Raw genomic sequence first — 14700 nt, 5'->3', positions numbered from 1 at the left:
CCACCGCAGTACTCGTAGGAGAGGACCTATTTCCATGGCCGATGCCACCACCGGCAAGGTGACCTTCGTCGGTGCCGGCCCCGGCGCCGCCGATCTGCTGACGTTCCGTGCCGCGCGGGCCATCGCCGAGGCCGATGTCGTGATCTGGGCCGCGAGCCTGGTCCAGGCGGAGGTCCTCGACCACGCGCGCGAGGGGGCCGAGATCCTGGACTCGGCGGCCATGTCGCTGGAGGACGTCGTCGCGGTGTACCGACGTGCGTTCGAGGAGGGGCTGAGGGTGGCCCGGATCCACTCCGGCGACCCGGCGCTGTGGGGCGGTACGCAGGAGCAGCTGGACCGCTGCCGGGAGATCGGCATCGCCACCGAGGTCGTGCCGGGCGTGTCGTCGTTCTCCGCGGTGGCCGCGCTCGCGCAGCGGGAGCTGACGATCCCGGAGGTCGCGCAGTCCGTGGTGCTGACCCGGCTGGGCGGCGGCAAGACGCCGATGCCGCCCGGCGAGGAGGTGCGCGAGTTCGCCCGGCACGGCACCACCATGGCGGTCTTCCTGTCGGCGGCGCGCAGCGGGCAGCTGGTGCGGGAGCTGCTGGAGGGCGGCTATCCCACGTCCACCCCGGTGGTGGTCGCCTATCAGGCGACCTGGCCGGAGGAACTGGTCGTGAGGTGCACGATCGGCACGCTGGAGGAGACGGTCAAGGAGCACAAGCTCTGGAAGCACACGCTGTTCCTGGTCGGTCCGGCGCTGGACGCGCACGGCACCCGCTCGCACCTGTACCACCCGGGGCACTTCCACGGCTACCGCAAGGCCGACCCGGAGGCGCGGCGGGCGCTGCGGGAGCAGAGGGCGAAGAGTTGATCACGGTCGTCGGTACGGGGACCGGGGCGCCGGCCGACCCGGACCTGCTCGCCGGGGCCGCGCTGGTGGTCGGCGGGCGGCGGCACCTGGACGCCGTACGGCTGCCCGAGGGGGCCCGGCGCATCGTACTGGGGCCGCTGGCGCCCGCGCTGGACGCTGTCGCGGAGTACGTCGGCGAGGGGCTGCCGGTGGTGGTGCTGGCCTCCGGGGACCCGGGGTTCTTCGGGATCGTGCGGGCGCTGGCCGAGCGGTTCGGTGCCGGGCTGCTGGACGTGCGGCCGGGGGTGTCCTCGGTGGCGACGGCGTTCGCCCGGATCGGGCTGCCCTGGGACGACGCGGTCGTGGTCAGCGCGCACGGCCGGGAGCTGCGCACGGCGGTGAACGTGTGCCGGGCGCGGCCGAAGGTGGCGGTGCTGACCGGTCCGGGGGCCGGACCGGCCGAGCTGGGGGCCGCGCTCCCCGGGGACCGGACCCTGGTCGTGGCGAGCGCGCTCGGCGATCCGGAGCGGGAGCGCGTGGAGCGGGTGACGGCCGCCGAGGCGGCGGCCCGGGACTGGGGTACGGCGGTGAGCGTGGTGCTGTGCCTGGACGAGGCGCGGGCGCTCGGCGCGGTGCGGACGGTCGCGGGGGTGCCCGGGGCTCCGGAGCGGTGGGCGCTGGCGGAGGACGCGTTCGCGCACCGGGACTCGATGATCACGAAGTTCGAGGTGCGGGCGCTGGCCCTGGCCCGGCTGGGGCCGCGCCTGGGTGACCTGGTGTGGGACGTGGGTGCCGGGTCGGGGTCGGTCGGGGTGGAGTGCGCGCGGCTCGGCGCGGCCGTGGTCGCCGTCGAGAAGGCGGCCGACGCGGTCGGGCGGATCCGGGCCAACGCGCGCGCCCACGGCGTGGCCGTGGACGTGGTGCACGGTCCGGCGCCTGAGGCCCTGGCGGGGCTGGCGGACGATCCGGACGCGGTGTTCGTCGGCGGCGGAGGCCGGGAACTGCCGGCCGTGGTCGCCGCGTGCGCGCGGCGCGCGCGGCGGACGGTCGTGGTGGCGATGGCCGCGCTGGACCGGGTGCCGGCGGCGCGCGCGGCGCTGACGGAGGCCGGGTTCGCCTGCGACGGGGTGCTGTTGCAGTCGTCGCGTCTTACGCCGCTGCCGGGGGATGTGACCCGGCTGGCGGCGACCAATCCGGTGTTTGTGCTGTGGGGCGTGAGAACCCCGGTGTCTAGTGAAGGAGTTGACCAGTGATCGGCCTGATTTCCGCCACCGCGGCGGGGGCGGCGGCGCGGGACCGGCTGGCCGCGGCCTGGCCGGACCGCACCCGGGTGTACGAGGGTCCCGTCAAGGAGGCGGTGCGGGCCGCGTTCGCCGAGTGCGAGCAGCTGGTGTGCTTCCTGGCGACGGGAGCGGTGGTACGGCTGCTGGCGCCGCTGCTGGCCGGCAAGGCGGCCGATCCGGGTGTGGTGTGTGTGGACGAGGGCGGCCGGTTCGCGGTGTCGCTGCTCGGCGGGCACGGTGGCGGCGCCAACGGACTCGCCCGTGAGGTGGGCGCGTTGCTGGGCGCGGAGCCGGTGGTGACGACGGCGACGGACGCCGTGGGGCTGCCGGGTCTGGACGCGCTGGGGCTGCCGTACGAGGGTGCGGTGGCTGCGGTGTCCCGGGCGCTGCTGGACGGGGAGCCGGTGGCGCTGGCGGCGGAGGTGGCGTGGCCGCTGCCGCCGCTGCCGGTCGCGGCCGAGGGGGCGTACACGATCCGGGTCACCGACCGGGATGCCGTGCCGGGCGAGCGGGAGGTGCTGCTGCGCCCGCCGTCGCTGGTGGTCGGGGTCGGTGCGTCCAAGGGCGCGCCGGCCGAGGAGATTCTCGCTCTGGTGGCGGGGGCGCTGCGGGAGGCGGGGCTCACGGCGCGGTCGGTCGCCGAGCTGGCCACCGTGGACGCCAAGGCCGGGGAGCCGGGCATCGTGGCCGCCGCCGAGCGGCTCGGGGTGCCCCTGGTGACGTACTCCGCCGAGGAGCTGGCGGCCGTGTCGGTGCCGAACCCGTCCGCGGCCCCGCTCGCCGCGGTCGGTACGCCGTCGGTCGCCGAGGCCGCCGCCCTGCTGCGCGGTGGTGAACTCCTCGTGCCGAAGCGGAAGTCGGCGATGGCGACCTGTGCGGTGGTACGGCGTCCGGCGCGCGGGCGGCTCGCGGTGGTCGGGCTCGGGCCGGGTGCCCGGGATCTGCTCACTCCGCGTGCGGCGGCCGAGCTGCGGCGCGCCTCGGTGCTGGTCGGACTGGACCAGTACGTGGACCAGATCCGCGATCTGCTGCGGCCGGGCACCCGGGTGCTCCAGTCGGGTCTCGGCGCGGAGGAGGAGCGGGCGCGGACGGCGGTCGCCCAGGCACGTCAGGGGCACGCGGTGGCGCTGATCGGCAGCGGGGACGCGGGCGTGTACGCCATGGCCTCCCCGGCGCTCGCGGAGGCGTCGGACGACATCGACGTGGTGGGGGTGCCCGGGGTGACGGCGGCGCTGGCCGCCGGGGCGATCCTGGGCGCGCCGCTGGGCCACGACCACGTGTCCATCAGCCTGTCCGACCTGCACACGCCGTGGGAGGTCATCGAGCGGCGGGTGCAGGCGGCGGCCGAGGCGGACCTGGTCGTCACCTTCTACAACCCGCGCTCCCGGGGCCGCGACTGGCAGCTGCCCAAGGCCCTGGCGATCCTCGCCGGGCACCGGGAGCCGGCGACGCCCGTCGGTGTCGTACGCAACGCGTCCCGGCCGGACGAGTCCAGCCGGGTCACCACGCTGGCCGCGCTGGATCCGGCGGCCGTCGACATGATGACGGTCGTCACCGTCGGCAACACGGCCACCCGGATCATCGCGGGGCGCATGGTGACCCCGCGCGGCTACCGCTGGCAGGAGGAGCCGCGGTGAACCGTGTCGTCCACCCGGACGCCGCCCCGGCGCTCGCCGTCGGACTGCCGGTCGGCTTCGCCGGCGCGGTCGAGTCCGGGGCCGTGTCGCGCGGGAGCGGGCTGCCCGCCGTGCGCGACGCGTCCGACAAAGGCGGGCCGGCGGTCGCGTCCGCCGCGCTCGACGCCCTGCCGTACCACCCCGTTTCACACTCCGAGGAGATCTCGTGACCACCCCGCCCGCCCTGCTCATCGCCGGCCACGGCACCCGTGACGACGCCGGTGCCGAGGCGTTCCGCGACTTCGTCCGGGAACTCGGGCGCCGCCACCCCGGTCTGCCCGTCGCGGGCGGCTTCATCGAGCTGTCCCCGCCGCCGCTCGGCGAGGCCGTCGCCGAACTGGTCGGGCAGGGCGTGCGCCGGTTCGCCGCGGTGCCGCTGATGCTGGTGTCCGCCGGGCACGCCAAGGGCGACATCCCGGCCGCGCTGGCCCGCGAGAAGGAGCGGCACCCGGGCATCTCCTACACCTACGGCCGCCCGCTGGGCCCGCACCCGGCGCTGCTGAGCGTGCTGGAGCGGCGGCTGGCCGAGGTGCTGGACGGCGCCGACCGCGCGGACGTGACCGTGCTGCTGGTCGGGCGCGGCTCCACCGACCCCGACGCCAACGCCGAGGTGTTCAAGGCGGCGCGGCTGCTGTGGGAGGGCCGCGGGTACGCCGGGGTGGAGACGGCGTTCGTGTCGCTGGCCGCGCCGGACGTGCCGAGCGGCCTGGACCGGTGCGCGGCGCTGGGGGCGAAGCGGATCGTCGTCCTGCCGTACTTCCTGTTCACCGGGATCCTGCCGGACCGGGTGCGGCAGCAGACGACACAGTGGGCCGCGGCGCACCCGGAGCTGGACGTGCGGTCGGCCGATGTCATCGGGCCCGAGCCGGAACTGCTGGACCTGGTGATGGAGCGGTACGAGGAGGCCGTCAAGGGCGATCTGCGGATGAACTGCGACTCGTGCGTGTACCGGATCGCGCTGCCGGGGTTCGAGGACAAGGTGGGGCTGCCGCAGCAGCCGCACTTCCACCCGGACGACGACGGACACCACCACGGGCACGGGCACCACCATCACGGGGGCCACTCGCACAGCCATGCGCACTGAGCCGACGGACGCCCCGGAGCCGGACCTGCGGCACCACGGGGACGCCGAGGTCCGCGACGCCGGGGCGGGGTTGACCGACCTCGCCGTCAATGTCCGGGCGGACACGCCCCCGTCGTGGCTGCGGGAGGAGATCGCCGCCTCGCTGTCCTCCCTCGCGGCCTACCCGGACGGGCGGGCCGCGCGGGCGGCGGTGGCCGGGCGGCACGGGCTGCCGGTGGAGCGGGTGCTGCTGACGGCGGGGGCCGCGGAGGCGTTCGTCCTGCTGGCCCGCGCGCTGAAGGTGCGCCGGCCGGTGGTCGTGCATCCGCAGTTCACGGAGCCGGAGGCGGCGCTGCGGGACGCCGGGCACAGCGTGGACCGGGTGCTGCTGCGGGAGCGGGACGGGTTCCGGCTGGATCCGCCGGCCGTCCCGGAGGACGCCGACCTGGTGGTGATCGGCAACCCCACCAATCCGACGTCGGTCCTGCACCCGGCGCGGACGGTCGCCGGGCTCGCCCGGCCCGGCCGGACGCTGGTGGTGGACGAGGCGTTCATGGACGCGGTCCCGGGCGAGCGGGAGTCCCTGGCCGGCCGCACCGACGTGCCCGGGCTCGTCGTGCTGCGCAGCCTGACGAAGACCTGGGGTCTGGCCGGCCTGCGCATCGGCTATGTGCTCGCCTCCCCGGAGATCATCGCGGAGCTGGAGCGGGCCCAGCCGCTGTGGCCGGTGTCGACCCCGGCCCTGGCCGCGGCGCGGGCGTGCGTGACCCCCCGGGCCCTGGCCGAGGCGGGCCACGCCGCCCACCGCATCGCGGGCGACCGGGCGCATCTGGTGGCCGGGCTGCGTTCCCTCGCCTCCCGCGGTGTGCGGGTGGCGGAGCCCGCGGAGGGGCCGTTCGTGCTGGTGCGGATGCCGGGCGCGGCCGGGGTACGGCGGCGGTTGCGCGACCTCGGCTACGCGGTGCGGCGCGGGGACACGTTCCCCGGGCTCGGGGAGGACTGGGTGCGGCTTGCCGTGCGGGACCGGGCGACGGTGAACGGGTTCCTTCGGGCGCTGTCGGCCGCGCTCGCCCCTGGCGGCTGAGCGGGCCGTACCGGCTGAGGGTGTTCCGTTACGAGATCGCCCTCAGCCTCGGGCGTTCCCGGAGTCGCTCGCATGTCCGGGCCGTCTCGTCGTCCGCCGGCAGGAACACCACCAGCTGCTGGGCGTCCCCCGTGAGGTCCAGCGTCTCGCGGAGGAGCCGGAGTCCGTGCCCGGTGGGGTGGTTCAGCCGGAGCGTGCCCCGCCGGGGGACCACGTGCCGGTTCAGGCGGCGGGTGAGCTCGGGGCCCGCCACGGTGGCCAGTTCGGCGGTCAGCCGTTGCGAGTTCTCGGCGGACGCGCCGAGCGACAGGTCGAAGGCCTGCTCGTCGGCGACGGCGTCCCAGTCGGCGAAGAAGGCGCGGGCGCGCGGGTCGGTGAAGACGTACCGGGTGAGGTTCGGGGCATCGCCGTCCAGCAGTCCGGTGCCCTCGGCCAGTGTCTCGTAGCCGCCGGTGCGGGCGAGGATGTCGCCCAGCCGGTTCGTCACCACCGCGATGCCCGGCTCCAGCAGGCGCAGGGTCCGCAGGACCGAGGGGCGGACGTCCCGGCGGGCCGGTGCCGCACGGGTGTGGGCGGTGCACTCGCCGCCGGTGATCTTCGCGAGGTAGCGCAGGTGGTCGCGTTCGGCCGGATCGAGGCCGAGTGCGTCGGCGAGGGCGCCCACCACCGCCACCGAGGGGTTGCGGTCCCGGCCTTGTTCGATCCGGGTCAGGTACTCCACGCTGATGCCGGCCCGTGCGGCCAGGTCCAGCCGGCGCAGGCCCGGCGACCGGCGGCGGCCCCGCTCCGGCAGCCCCAGCGTCTCCGGCTGGATGCTGTCGCGCTTGGCCCGGACGAAGTCCCCCAGTGGTGTCCCCATGCGGCGAGGATAGAGCGGCCGCCCGCGGCGGGTGGAGGGCTCGGCGTGGCCCTGCGGGGGCCAGCCTGGGCCCGGCCTGGTTACCGGGTGCGGGGCGGCCGAGGGTGGGGGCCATGGAGAACACCGCGCACAAGCTGCTGATCATCGTGGGAAGCGTCCGGGAGGGCCGGTTCGGCCCGGTCGTGGGTGCGTGGGTGGCCGGACAGGCCCGCGCCCACGGCGGCTTCGAGGTGGACGTCGTCGACCTGGCCGATGTCGACCTCCCGCTGGCGCTCCCCGCCGCCTCGCCGAAGCACGCCGGCGCCGACTACCCCCGCCCCGCCGGAATGGCCGCGCTCACCTCGGCCCTGGGGGACGCCGACGCGTTCGTCATCGTCACCCCGGAGTACAACCACAGCTACCCCGCCTCCCTCAAGGCGGCCGTCGACTGGCACTTCACCCAGTGGACGGCGAAGCCCGTCGCCTTCGTCAGCTACGGCGGCGCGGCCGGCGGCCGGCACGCCGTACTGCACCTGGAGAACGTGCTGACCGAACTCCACGCGGTGACCGTCCGCGACGGGCTGTCCTTCCCGAACTGCTACACCGCCTGGCAGGACGGCCGCCCCCTCGACCCCGAGGCCCCCAGGTATGCCAGGACCCTGCTGGACCAGCTGTTCTGGTGGACGAACACCCTGCGAGCGGGCCGGGAGGCCGCTCCCTACCCGGGGTGACCCGCGCGGCGGGGAGCGGCCGGAGCCGTCAGTGCTTCCTGCGGCGGGCCAGGGTCAGCGCTCCTCCGCCCGCCAGCAGCAGCGCCAGCGCGCCGCCCGCGATGTAGGCGGTGGTCGAGTCGCCGCCGGTCTCCGCGAGGTTGGCCTGCGACGGGGCGCCCTGGGGGCGGGTGCCGGCGGCCGGGTCGTGGCCGGGGACCGGCTTGGCGGTGGGCGGGGCCGTCGGGGACTCGCAGGTGGCCCCGGCCAGGGTCAGCGTGCCCTCGACCTCGGCGACGTTGAGCTTCAGCGGGTTGACGGAGACCTTCAGTCCGAGGGCGGTCGCGGCGGCCGTGCGGGTCGTCGTGGTGTGCCGGGACAGGTCGAGGCGGACCTCGCCGACGCCGGGCACCTTCACCTCGACGGGGCCGCCGGCGGTGAGGGTGACGCGCTTGCCGAGGACGGTGACGGTGCCGAGGACGTTCGCCTCGGCGGTGGGTGCCTTGCCGGCTTCGCACGTGGCCCGGGCGGTGACCGTTTCCGCCTCGATCAGGGACAGCAGCGGCAGCCCGGGGACGTGCAGCCGGGCGTGGGCGATGCGGACCGAGCCCTCGGCGCGCCGGGTGGTGGCCGTGGCCTTCGACTCGGCGACGTCCGCGCCGAGCACGGTGAACGGTTTGCCGCCGTCGACGCCGTCGAGCCGGACGGACAGCGCCGTGCGGTCCGCGCTGCGCGGTGCCTGGACCTCGTTGAGGGAGACCGCGAGCGGGACGTTCACGGTCTTGTTCAGCAGGGACACGTCGAGCGCGGTGCGCAGCGCGACGGCGGAGGCGCGGCCGTGGCCGGTGGTCGCGTGCGCGGTGCCCGCGCCCAGGACCACGGGCATCGCGGTGAGGGCGGCGGCCGTCGCGAGGGCGGCCGAACGGCGCGCGGGCATGCGGAAGTTGTTGCTGTTCAAGGCGGTGGGACCCCCAGAGGAAAGTACTTGGGACCCGTCAACCTTGTCCCCGGTGTGGGTGAACGGTCAGCGTTCCGGGGTCACTTCACCCGAACGTGAATACCCCGCACGGTGATTCGAATCGGGGGCCCGGCTACTCGACGACCCGCCCGTTCAGCACCACCCGGCGCGGCGCCGCCAGCACCCGTACGTCGGCCCGGGGATCGGACTCGTACACCACCAGGTCGGCGGGGGCGCCCTCCTCCAGTCCGGGCCGGCCGAGCCAGGCGCGGGCCCCCCAGGTCGTCGCCGACAGGGCCGCGAGGGGCGGGATGCCGGCGGTGACCAGTTCGGCGACCTCCTCGGCGACCAGACCGTGGGCCAGCGAGCCGCCGGCGTCCGTGCCGACGAAGACCGGGATGCCGGCGTCGTAGGCGCCGCGCACGGTGTCGTAGCGCCGCTCGTGCAGCCGGCGCATATGGGCGGACCAGCGGGGGAACTTCGTCTCGCCGCCCTCCGCGAGCCCGGGGAAGGTGGCGATGTTGACGAGGGTGGGCACGATGGCGACGCCCCGCTCGGCGAACAGCGGGATCAGGTCCTCGCCGAGCCCGGTCGCGTGCTCGACGCAGTCGATGCCCGCCTCGACCAGGTCGCGCAGCGAGCTCTCCGCGAAGCAGTGCGCGGTGACGCGCGCGCCGAGCCGGTGGGCCTCGGCGATGGCCGCCTCCACCGCCTCGCGGGGCCAGCAGGGCGCGAGGTCGCCGAGGTCGCGGTCGATCCAGTCGCCGACCAGCTTGACCCAGCCGTCGCCGCGCCGGGCCTCCTGGGCGACGTAGGCGACGAGGTCGTCCGGTTCGATCTCCCAGGCGTAGTTGCGGATGTAGCGGCGGGTGCGGGCGATGTGCCGGCCCGCCCGGATGATCTTCGGCAGGTCGGCGCGGTCGTCGATCCAGCGGGTGTCGGAGGGCGAGCCGGCGTCCCTGATCAGCAGGGTGCCCGCGTCCCGGTCGGTGAGCGCCTGCTTCTCGGCGGTCTCGGCGTCGACCGGGCCGTGCGCGTCCAGGCCCACATGGCAGTGCGCGTCGACCAGGCCGGGCAGGGCCCAGCCGGTGACGGTCCGGATGTCGCGGGCGCCGGCGGGGCGGTCGTAGGAGATACGGCCCCCGACCACCCACAGCTCGTCCCGGACGTCGTCCGGGCCGGCCAGCACCCGTCCCTTCACGTGCAGTACGGCGCCATCGCTCATGCACCGCACCCTAACGGCCTACGGCTCCACCTTGCCCACCTGGTCGGAGGTCTCCTCCTCCACCTCGGCCATCGCCGGGTCCAGCAGCCGGGACAGGAAGTGCCGGGTGCGTTCGTGGCGCGGGTCGCCGATGACCCGCTCGGGGCTGCCGTCCTCGACGATCACCCCGCCGTCCATGAAGACGACCCGGTCGGCGACCTCGCGGGCGAAGGTCATCTCGTGGGTGACGACCATCATCGTCATGCCCTCCCGGGCGAGCATGCGCATGACGGCGAGGACATCGCCGACCAGCTCGGGGTCGAGCGCGGAGGTCGGCTCGTCGAAGAGCATCACCTCGGGGCCCATGGCGAGCGCGCGGGCGATGGCGACGCGCTGCTGCTGGCCGCCGGAGAGGGAGGACGGATAGGCGTCCGCCTTCTCGGACAGGCCGACCCGGGCCAGGTTCTCGGCGGCGATCCGCGCGGCGGTCGCCTTGTCCCGCCCGAGCACCCGGCGCTGGGGCAGCGCGAGGTTCTCGGTGACGCTCAGGTGCGGGAAGAGGTTGAACTGCTGGAAGACCATGCCGATACGGCGGCGTACGGCGTCGATGTCGACGTCCGGGTCGGTCACCTCGGTGCCGCCGACGAAGACCCGGCCCTTGGTGGGCTCCTCCAGCAGGTTCACACAGCGCAACAGCGTCGACTTGCCGGACCCGGAGGGACCGATGACACAGACGACCTCGCCCTGGCCGATCTCCAGGTCGATGCCGCGCAGCACCTCGTTGTCGCCGAAGGACTTGTGCAGCCCGCGGACTTCGATCTCCGGACGGCTCACCGGATCGCCTCCTGGGCCTTGGTCTCCATACGGCGGACGACGAAGCTGAGCGGGATGGTGACCAGCAGGTAGCACAGGCCCGCGACCAGGATCGGCGTGGAGTTGGCGGTCGTGCTGGCCAGGTCCCGGCCGAACTTGGACAGTTCGCGCTCCTCCAGGGTGACGCCGAGGAACAGCACCAGCGAGGAGTCCTTGAACAGCAGGACGAGTTCGTTGGTCAGCGGCGGCAGGATGATCCGGAACGCCTGCGGGATGATGATCGAGATCATGGCCTTCGCCGGCGAGAAACCGAGCGAACGGGCCGCCTCCATCTGTCCCTTGGGTACGGCCTGGATGCCGGCTCGGATGGTCTCGGCCATGTAGGCGGCGGAGACCAGGCCGAGCGCGAGGGCGACCTTGCCGTAGGTGCCGCCGGGGATCTCCGTGCCGGGGAACGCGAGGGGCACGGCCACGCCGACGAAGATGAAGATCAGCAGGGCGGGCAGGCCGCGGAAGATCTCGATGTAGATGCCCGCCAGCCACCGGTAGGGGCCCACGGAGGACAGCCGCATCAGCGCGATGACCATGCCGAGGACCAGCCCGACCACGAAGCCGGACAGCGTGTACAGCACGGTGTTCTTCAGCGCCAGCGTGATGACGTCCGGGAACATCTGCTCGGCGATGTCGGCCTGGGCGAACTGGTTGCGCAGCCGGCCCCAGTCGGCCGTGACCGCGAAGGCGACCACGGCGGCGGCGAAGACGGCGTACTGCGCGCCCCGCGACACGGCGCGCTTCTGCCGCCGGGTCAGTCCCTTCTTCTTCGGCTGGAGAGTGGTGTCCGTATCGGTCATGAGGCGGCGGGAGACGCTACGGAGGCGTCGTACGGGCCGATCCACTTCTCGTAGATCTTCTTGTAGGTGCCGTCGGCCTTGGCCTGCTTGAGGGCCTTGTTGATGGCGTCGCGCAGCGCCGTGTTGCCCTTCTTGACGGTGAAGCCGTACTGCTCACCGGTCTTGAGGTTGTCGACCACCTTGAACTTGTCCGCGGTGGCCTTGTCCTTCAGCCAGCCCTGGACCACCGGGTAGTCGATGACGACGGCCTTGACCTGGCCGGTGCGCAGGCCGTTGAGGACCGCGTCGGAGGACTCGAAGGAGACCGGGTCGTAGCCCTTCTCCTTGGCGTAGTCCTCGCCGGTGGTCTGCGCCTGGGCGCCGAGCTTCCTGCCCTTGGCCTTCACGTCGGCGAGTGAGGTGATCCCGCTGTCCTTGTCGACGAGGACGGCCTGGGTGGCCTCGAAGTACGGGTCGGAGAAATCGACGTTCTTCTTCCGCTCGTCGGTGATGGTCATGCCGGCGGCGGCCAGGTCGCATTCCCCGGAGTTCAGGAAGGCGCCGGTCTTGAAGTTCTCGAAGGGCGTGTCGCGGATGTTCTGCTCGACACCGAGGTCCTTGGCGACGAGGTCGATCAGGGCGACGTCGAAGCCCTGCACCTTGCCGTCGACCTCCGACTGGAACGGCGGGTACGGGAGGTGGGTGCAGGTGGTCAGCTGCCCCGCCTTGGCCAGGTGGACGCCCTTGACGGTGGTCTTGCCGCTCCCCCCGCCGTCGTCCGAGGAGCAGCCGGCCACGAGCGCGAGCCCGGCCGTCACGGTGATGGCTGCCAGAGCGCGGGTCCGGCGTCCGAGGAGCGTTGTCATGGGGGGAATCTCCCGGTAGGGAACATTGGGTTCCGATTATAAGGAAAAGTTTGAGTCCCTCAAATCAAACCCATGGTAACGGGGCCATTGCACCTAAGATCGAGGGAATCGACGTCCGTATGAAGAGAGAGCACGCCGTGACCCACCCCTTCCTCGATCTGCCCCCGCTCGGTGCCGAGCGCTTCGCCGCCATCGAGGACGGCGTGGCCCGGCTGCTGGACACCCGGCAGGATGTCCTGATCACCCAGGGCGAGGCGCTGCTGCCGCTGGAGGGCGCGATCCGCTCGGCGGCCGGCCCGGGCACGGTGGCCCTGAACGTGATCACGGGTCCGTACGGCCAGACCTTCGGCGACTGGCTGCGGGACGCCGGCGCCACCGTGCACGACCTCGCCGTCCCCTTCCACACGGCGGTGACCGCGGAGCGGATCCGGGAGGCGTTCGCCGAGCACCCGGAGATCGACTTCGTGTCGCTGGTGCACGCCGAGGCGGCGACCGGCAACACCAACCCGGTCGCGGAGATCGGCGAGGCGGTACGGGAGCAGGGTGCCCTCTTCTATCTGGACGCGGTGGCCTCCGTGGGCGCGGAGCCGGTGCTGCCGGACGCCTGGGGTGTGGACCTGTGCGTGATCGGGGCGCAGAAGGCCATGGGCGGCCCGGCGGGGGTGTCGGCGATCTCGGTGAGCGAGCGGGCGTGGGCCCGGATGGCCGCCAACCCCGGCGCCCCGCGCCGCTCCTATCTGTCCCTGCTGGACTGGAAGGAGCGCTGGATCGACGCCGGCCGCAGGGCGCTGCCGCACGCGCCGGCCCAGCTGGAGATGCTGGCGCTCGAGGCGTGCCTGGAGCGGATCGAGTCGGAGGGGCTCCGGACGGTGATGGACCGGCACGCCCGCGCGGCGCGGGCCGCGCGGGCCGGCGCGGTGGCGCTGGGCGGGGGCCTGGAGCCGTATGTGCACCGGGAGCGGGACGCGGCGCCGGTCGCCACGACGCTGCGGGTGCCGTCCGGCGTGGTGGCGTCGGAGGTGGTGGCGCGGGCCCTGCGGAGCGATCCGGCGCTGCCGCTGGCGGCCGGCGGCGGGGCGCTGGCCAAGGAGATGATCCGGCTCAACCACTACGGGCGGGACGCGACGCCGGGCGCGGTGCAGGGCTCGCTGGCGGCGCTGGGCGCGGCGCTCGCGGAGCGGGGCCTGACGGTCGATCCGGCCGCCGCCCGCCGGGCCGCGGAGGACGCCTGGCGCTAGGCGCCGTTCGCTGTTCCCGGGGGCCCGGCTCCCGGGAACTTTTTTATGCCCGGACGTTATCGAAACCCACTCCATTTCATTTTCACAATTCCCGCCAATTCGCCGGACGATAGCTTCCCATCTTCTTCTGCCCGCTTTTTGCAGGGCTAAACGGGGAAGTTTTCCGGCGGGTTTCCCGCGCATTTCGGGCTGTGACACACTCCACAACCAAGGAAGTTTGTCCCGATTTTCCTGGGGTCATTGCGGACATATCACCTAGGCGTCGAGGACACCTCGCACCGACTCCCGTGCGTTTTCGAATTCACCTCGCTAAATTCGTGCCGCATGACCGCCGCACCCGCAGACCTGCTCATCGAACGTCCGGCGACCAGCGACGGAGCCGCGCTCTGGCGCATCGCCAAGGAATCGAAAACCCTCGACCTCAACTCCTCCTACAGCTATCTGCTGTGGTGCCGGGACTTCGCCGGCACCTCGGTGGTGGCCCGTGGTGCGGACGGGGAGCCGGTCGGCTTCGTCACCGGTTACCTGCGGCCCGGCCGCCCCCGCACCCTGCTCGTCTGGCAGGTGGCCGTCGACGCCGCCCACCGGGGCTACGGCATCGCCGCCAGGCTGCTGGACGGACTGACCGCGCGCCTGACCGCCTCGCACGGCATCACCGAGCTGGAGACCACCATCACCCCCGGCAACACCGCCTCCGAGCGCCTGTTCACCTCGTTCGCCGAGCGGCACGGCGCACGGGTCACCCGCGAGGTGCTGTTCCCCGCCGACCTGTTCCCGGGCGGCTCGCACGACCCCGAAGTCCTTTACCGCATCGGCCCGTTGACCGCGTCCACCGCCCACTGAGGAGCGAATCCACCGTGACCATCACCCAGCCCGACCTGAGCGTGTTCGAGACCCTCGAATCCGAGGTACGCAGCTACTGCCGCGGCTGGCCCACCGTCTTCGACCGGGCCCAGGGCAGCCGGATGTACGACGAGGACGGCCATGCCTACCTGGACTTCTTCGCCGGCGCCGGATCACTCAACTACGGCCACAACAACCCGGTACTGAAACGGGCGCTGCTCGACTATCTGGAGCGGGACGGCGTCACCCACGGCCTGGACATGTCGACCACGGCCAAGCGGACCTTCCTGCGCGCCTTCCAGGACCTGGTGCTGCGCCCGCGGGATCTGCCGTACAAGGTGATGTTCCCGGGGCCGACGGGCACCAACGCGGTGGAGTCCGCCCTGAAGCTGGCCCGCAAGGTGAAGGGCCGCGAGGCGGTCGTGTCGTTCACCAACGCCTTCCACGGCATGTCGCTGGGCT

The 14700-nt window shown here is 73.5% G+C and carries 15 protein-coding genes and 1 pseudogene; 10 read left to right on the top strand and 6 right to left on the bottom strand.

Annotated elements, in window-relative coordinates; all coding sequences use genetic code 11:
- Nucleotides 1–34 precede the first annotated feature (34 nt).
- From cobM to cobC, 6 genes and pseudogenes are all read left to right on the top strand, one after another.
- The gene (cobM, locus tag ABD350_RS34870; RefSeq protein ID WP_344353103.1) at nucleotides 35–853 is read left to right on the top strand and encodes a precorrin-4 C(11)-methyltransferase; all 819 of its coding nucleotides are present in this window, start codon (nucleotides 35–37) and stop codon (nucleotides 851–853) included.
- Nucleotides 850–2085 carry a precorrin-6y C5,15-methyltransferase (decarboxylating) subunit CbiE gene (gene cbiE / locus ABD350_RS34865; protein ID WP_344353102.1) on the top strand — a complete coding sequence of 412 codons (1236 nt, stop codon included), beginning with the start codon at nucleotides 850–852 and terminating at the stop codon, nucleotides 2083–2085. Before cobM ends, cbiE begins: the two co-directional genes overlap by 4 nt.
- Entirely contained in the window at nucleotides 2082–3752 is a 1671-nt protein-coding gene (cobJ, locus tag ABD350_RS34860; RefSeq protein ID WP_344353101.1) for a precorrin-3B C(17)-methyltransferase, read from the top strand. The genes cbiE and cobJ overlap by 4 nt, the downstream gene beginning before the upstream one ends.
- A gap of 14 nt (nucleotides 3753–3766) precedes the next feature.
- Nucleotides 3767–3961 (top strand): annotated as a pseudogene (locus ABD350_RS34855) (precorrin-8X methylmutase); the annotation flags it as partial.
- Entirely contained in the window at nucleotides 3958–4875 is a 918-nt protein-coding gene (locus ABD350_RS34850; protein WP_344353099.1) for a sirohydrochlorin chelatase, read from the top strand. The pseudogene ABD350_RS34855 and the gene ABD350_RS34850, both read left to right, overlap by 4 nt.
- Nucleotides 4865–5938, top strand: coding sequence for an Rv2231c family histidinol phosphate aminotransferase CobC (gene cobC, locus ABD350_RS34845; RefSeq protein WP_344353098.1), 1074 nt, complete (start codon nucleotides 4865–4867; stop codon nucleotides 5936–5938). Before ABD350_RS34850 ends, cobC begins: the two co-directional genes overlap by 11 nt.
- Nucleotides 5939–5966: 28 nt before the next feature.
- Here the strand turns inward: cobC and ABD350_RS34840 are convergent, their stop codons facing one another.
- Entirely contained in the window at nucleotides 5967–6797 is an 831-nt protein-coding gene (locus tag ABD350_RS34840) for a helix-turn-helix domain-containing protein (protein WP_344353097.1), read from the bottom strand.
- A gap of 113 nt (nucleotides 6798–6910) precedes the next feature.
- Between ABD350_RS34840 and ABD350_RS34835 the strand changes: the two genes are divergently transcribed.
- The gene (locus ABD350_RS34835) at nucleotides 6911–7507 is read left to right on the top strand and encodes an NADPH-dependent FMN reductase (protein WP_344353096.1); all 597 of its coding nucleotides are present in this window, start codon (nucleotides 6911–6913) and stop codon (nucleotides 7505–7507) included.
- A gap of 28 nt (nucleotides 7508–7535) precedes the next feature.
- On the opposite strand, the gene ABD350_RS34830 is transcribed toward ABD350_RS34835, so the two are convergent.
- The 5 genes from ABD350_RS34830 to ABD350_RS34810 all read right to left on the bottom strand — a co-directional run bounded on the left by ABD350_RS34830 (nucleotide 7536) and on the right by ABD350_RS34810 (nucleotide 12157).
- On the bottom strand, nucleotides 7536–8444 hold the full coding sequence (locus tag ABD350_RS34830; RefSeq protein WP_344353095.1) for an SCO1860 family LAETG-anchored protein: 909 nt from the start codon (nucleotides 8442–8444) through the stop codon (nucleotides 7536–7538).
- Nucleotides 8445–8577: 133 nt separating this feature from the next.
- Entirely contained in the window at nucleotides 8578–9669 is a 1092-nt protein-coding gene (locus ABD350_RS34825; RefSeq protein ID WP_344353094.1) for an amidohydrolase family protein, read from the bottom strand.
- A gap of 18 nt (nucleotides 9670–9687) precedes the next feature.
- The gene (locus ABD350_RS34820; protein ID WP_344353093.1) at nucleotides 9688–10482 is read right to left on the bottom strand and encodes an amino acid ABC transporter ATP-binding protein; all 795 of its coding nucleotides are present in this window, start codon (nucleotides 10480–10482) and stop codon (nucleotides 9688–9690) included.
- Nucleotides 10479–11312 (bottom strand): amino acid ABC transporter permease, encoded by an 834-nt coding sequence (locus ABD350_RS34815; protein ID WP_344353092.1) that lies wholly within the window; start codon nucleotides 11310–11312, stop codon nucleotides 10479–10481. The genes ABD350_RS34820 and ABD350_RS34815 overlap by 4 nt, the downstream gene beginning before the upstream one ends.
- On the bottom strand, nucleotides 11309–12157 hold the full coding sequence (locus tag ABD350_RS34810) for a transporter substrate-binding domain-containing protein (RefSeq protein ID WP_344353091.1): 849 nt from the start codon (nucleotides 12155–12157) through the stop codon (nucleotides 11309–11311). Before ABD350_RS34810 ends, ABD350_RS34815 begins: the two co-directional genes overlap by 4 nt.
- A gap of 137 nt (nucleotides 12158–12294) precedes the next feature.
- On the opposite strand from ABD350_RS34810, the gene ABD350_RS34805 reads away from it, so the two are divergent.
- The 3 genes from ABD350_RS34805 to ABD350_RS34795 form a co-directional block, all read left to right on the top strand.
- Nucleotides 12295–13395, top strand: coding sequence for a pyridoxal-phosphate-dependent aminotransferase family protein (locus ABD350_RS34805; RefSeq protein ID WP_344353161.1), 1101 nt, complete (start codon nucleotides 12295–12297; stop codon nucleotides 13393–13395).
- A 324-nt stretch (nucleotides 13396–13719) separates the two neighbouring features.
- Nucleotides 13720–14238 carry a diaminobutyrate acetyltransferase gene (gene ectA / locus ABD350_RS34800; RefSeq protein ID WP_344353090.1) on the top strand — a complete coding sequence of 173 codons (519 nt, stop codon included), beginning with the start codon at nucleotides 13720–13722 and terminating at the stop codon, nucleotides 14236–14238.
- 14 nt (nucleotides 14239–14252) lie between these two features.
- A partial coding sequence (locus ABD350_RS34795) for an aminotransferase class III-fold pyridoxal phosphate-dependent enzyme (protein WP_344353089.1) occupies nucleotides 14253–14700 on the top strand: 448 nt, incomplete at its 3' end.

Source organism: Streptomyces nogalater, assembly GCF_039532885.1.
Classification (GTDB): Bacteria; Actinomycetota; Actinomycetes; order Streptomycetales; family Streptomycetaceae; genus Streptomyces; species Streptomyces nogalater.
The sequence above is the reverse complement of the archived record's forward strand: the minus strand, read 5'-3'. Positions and strand labels throughout refer to the sequence as shown.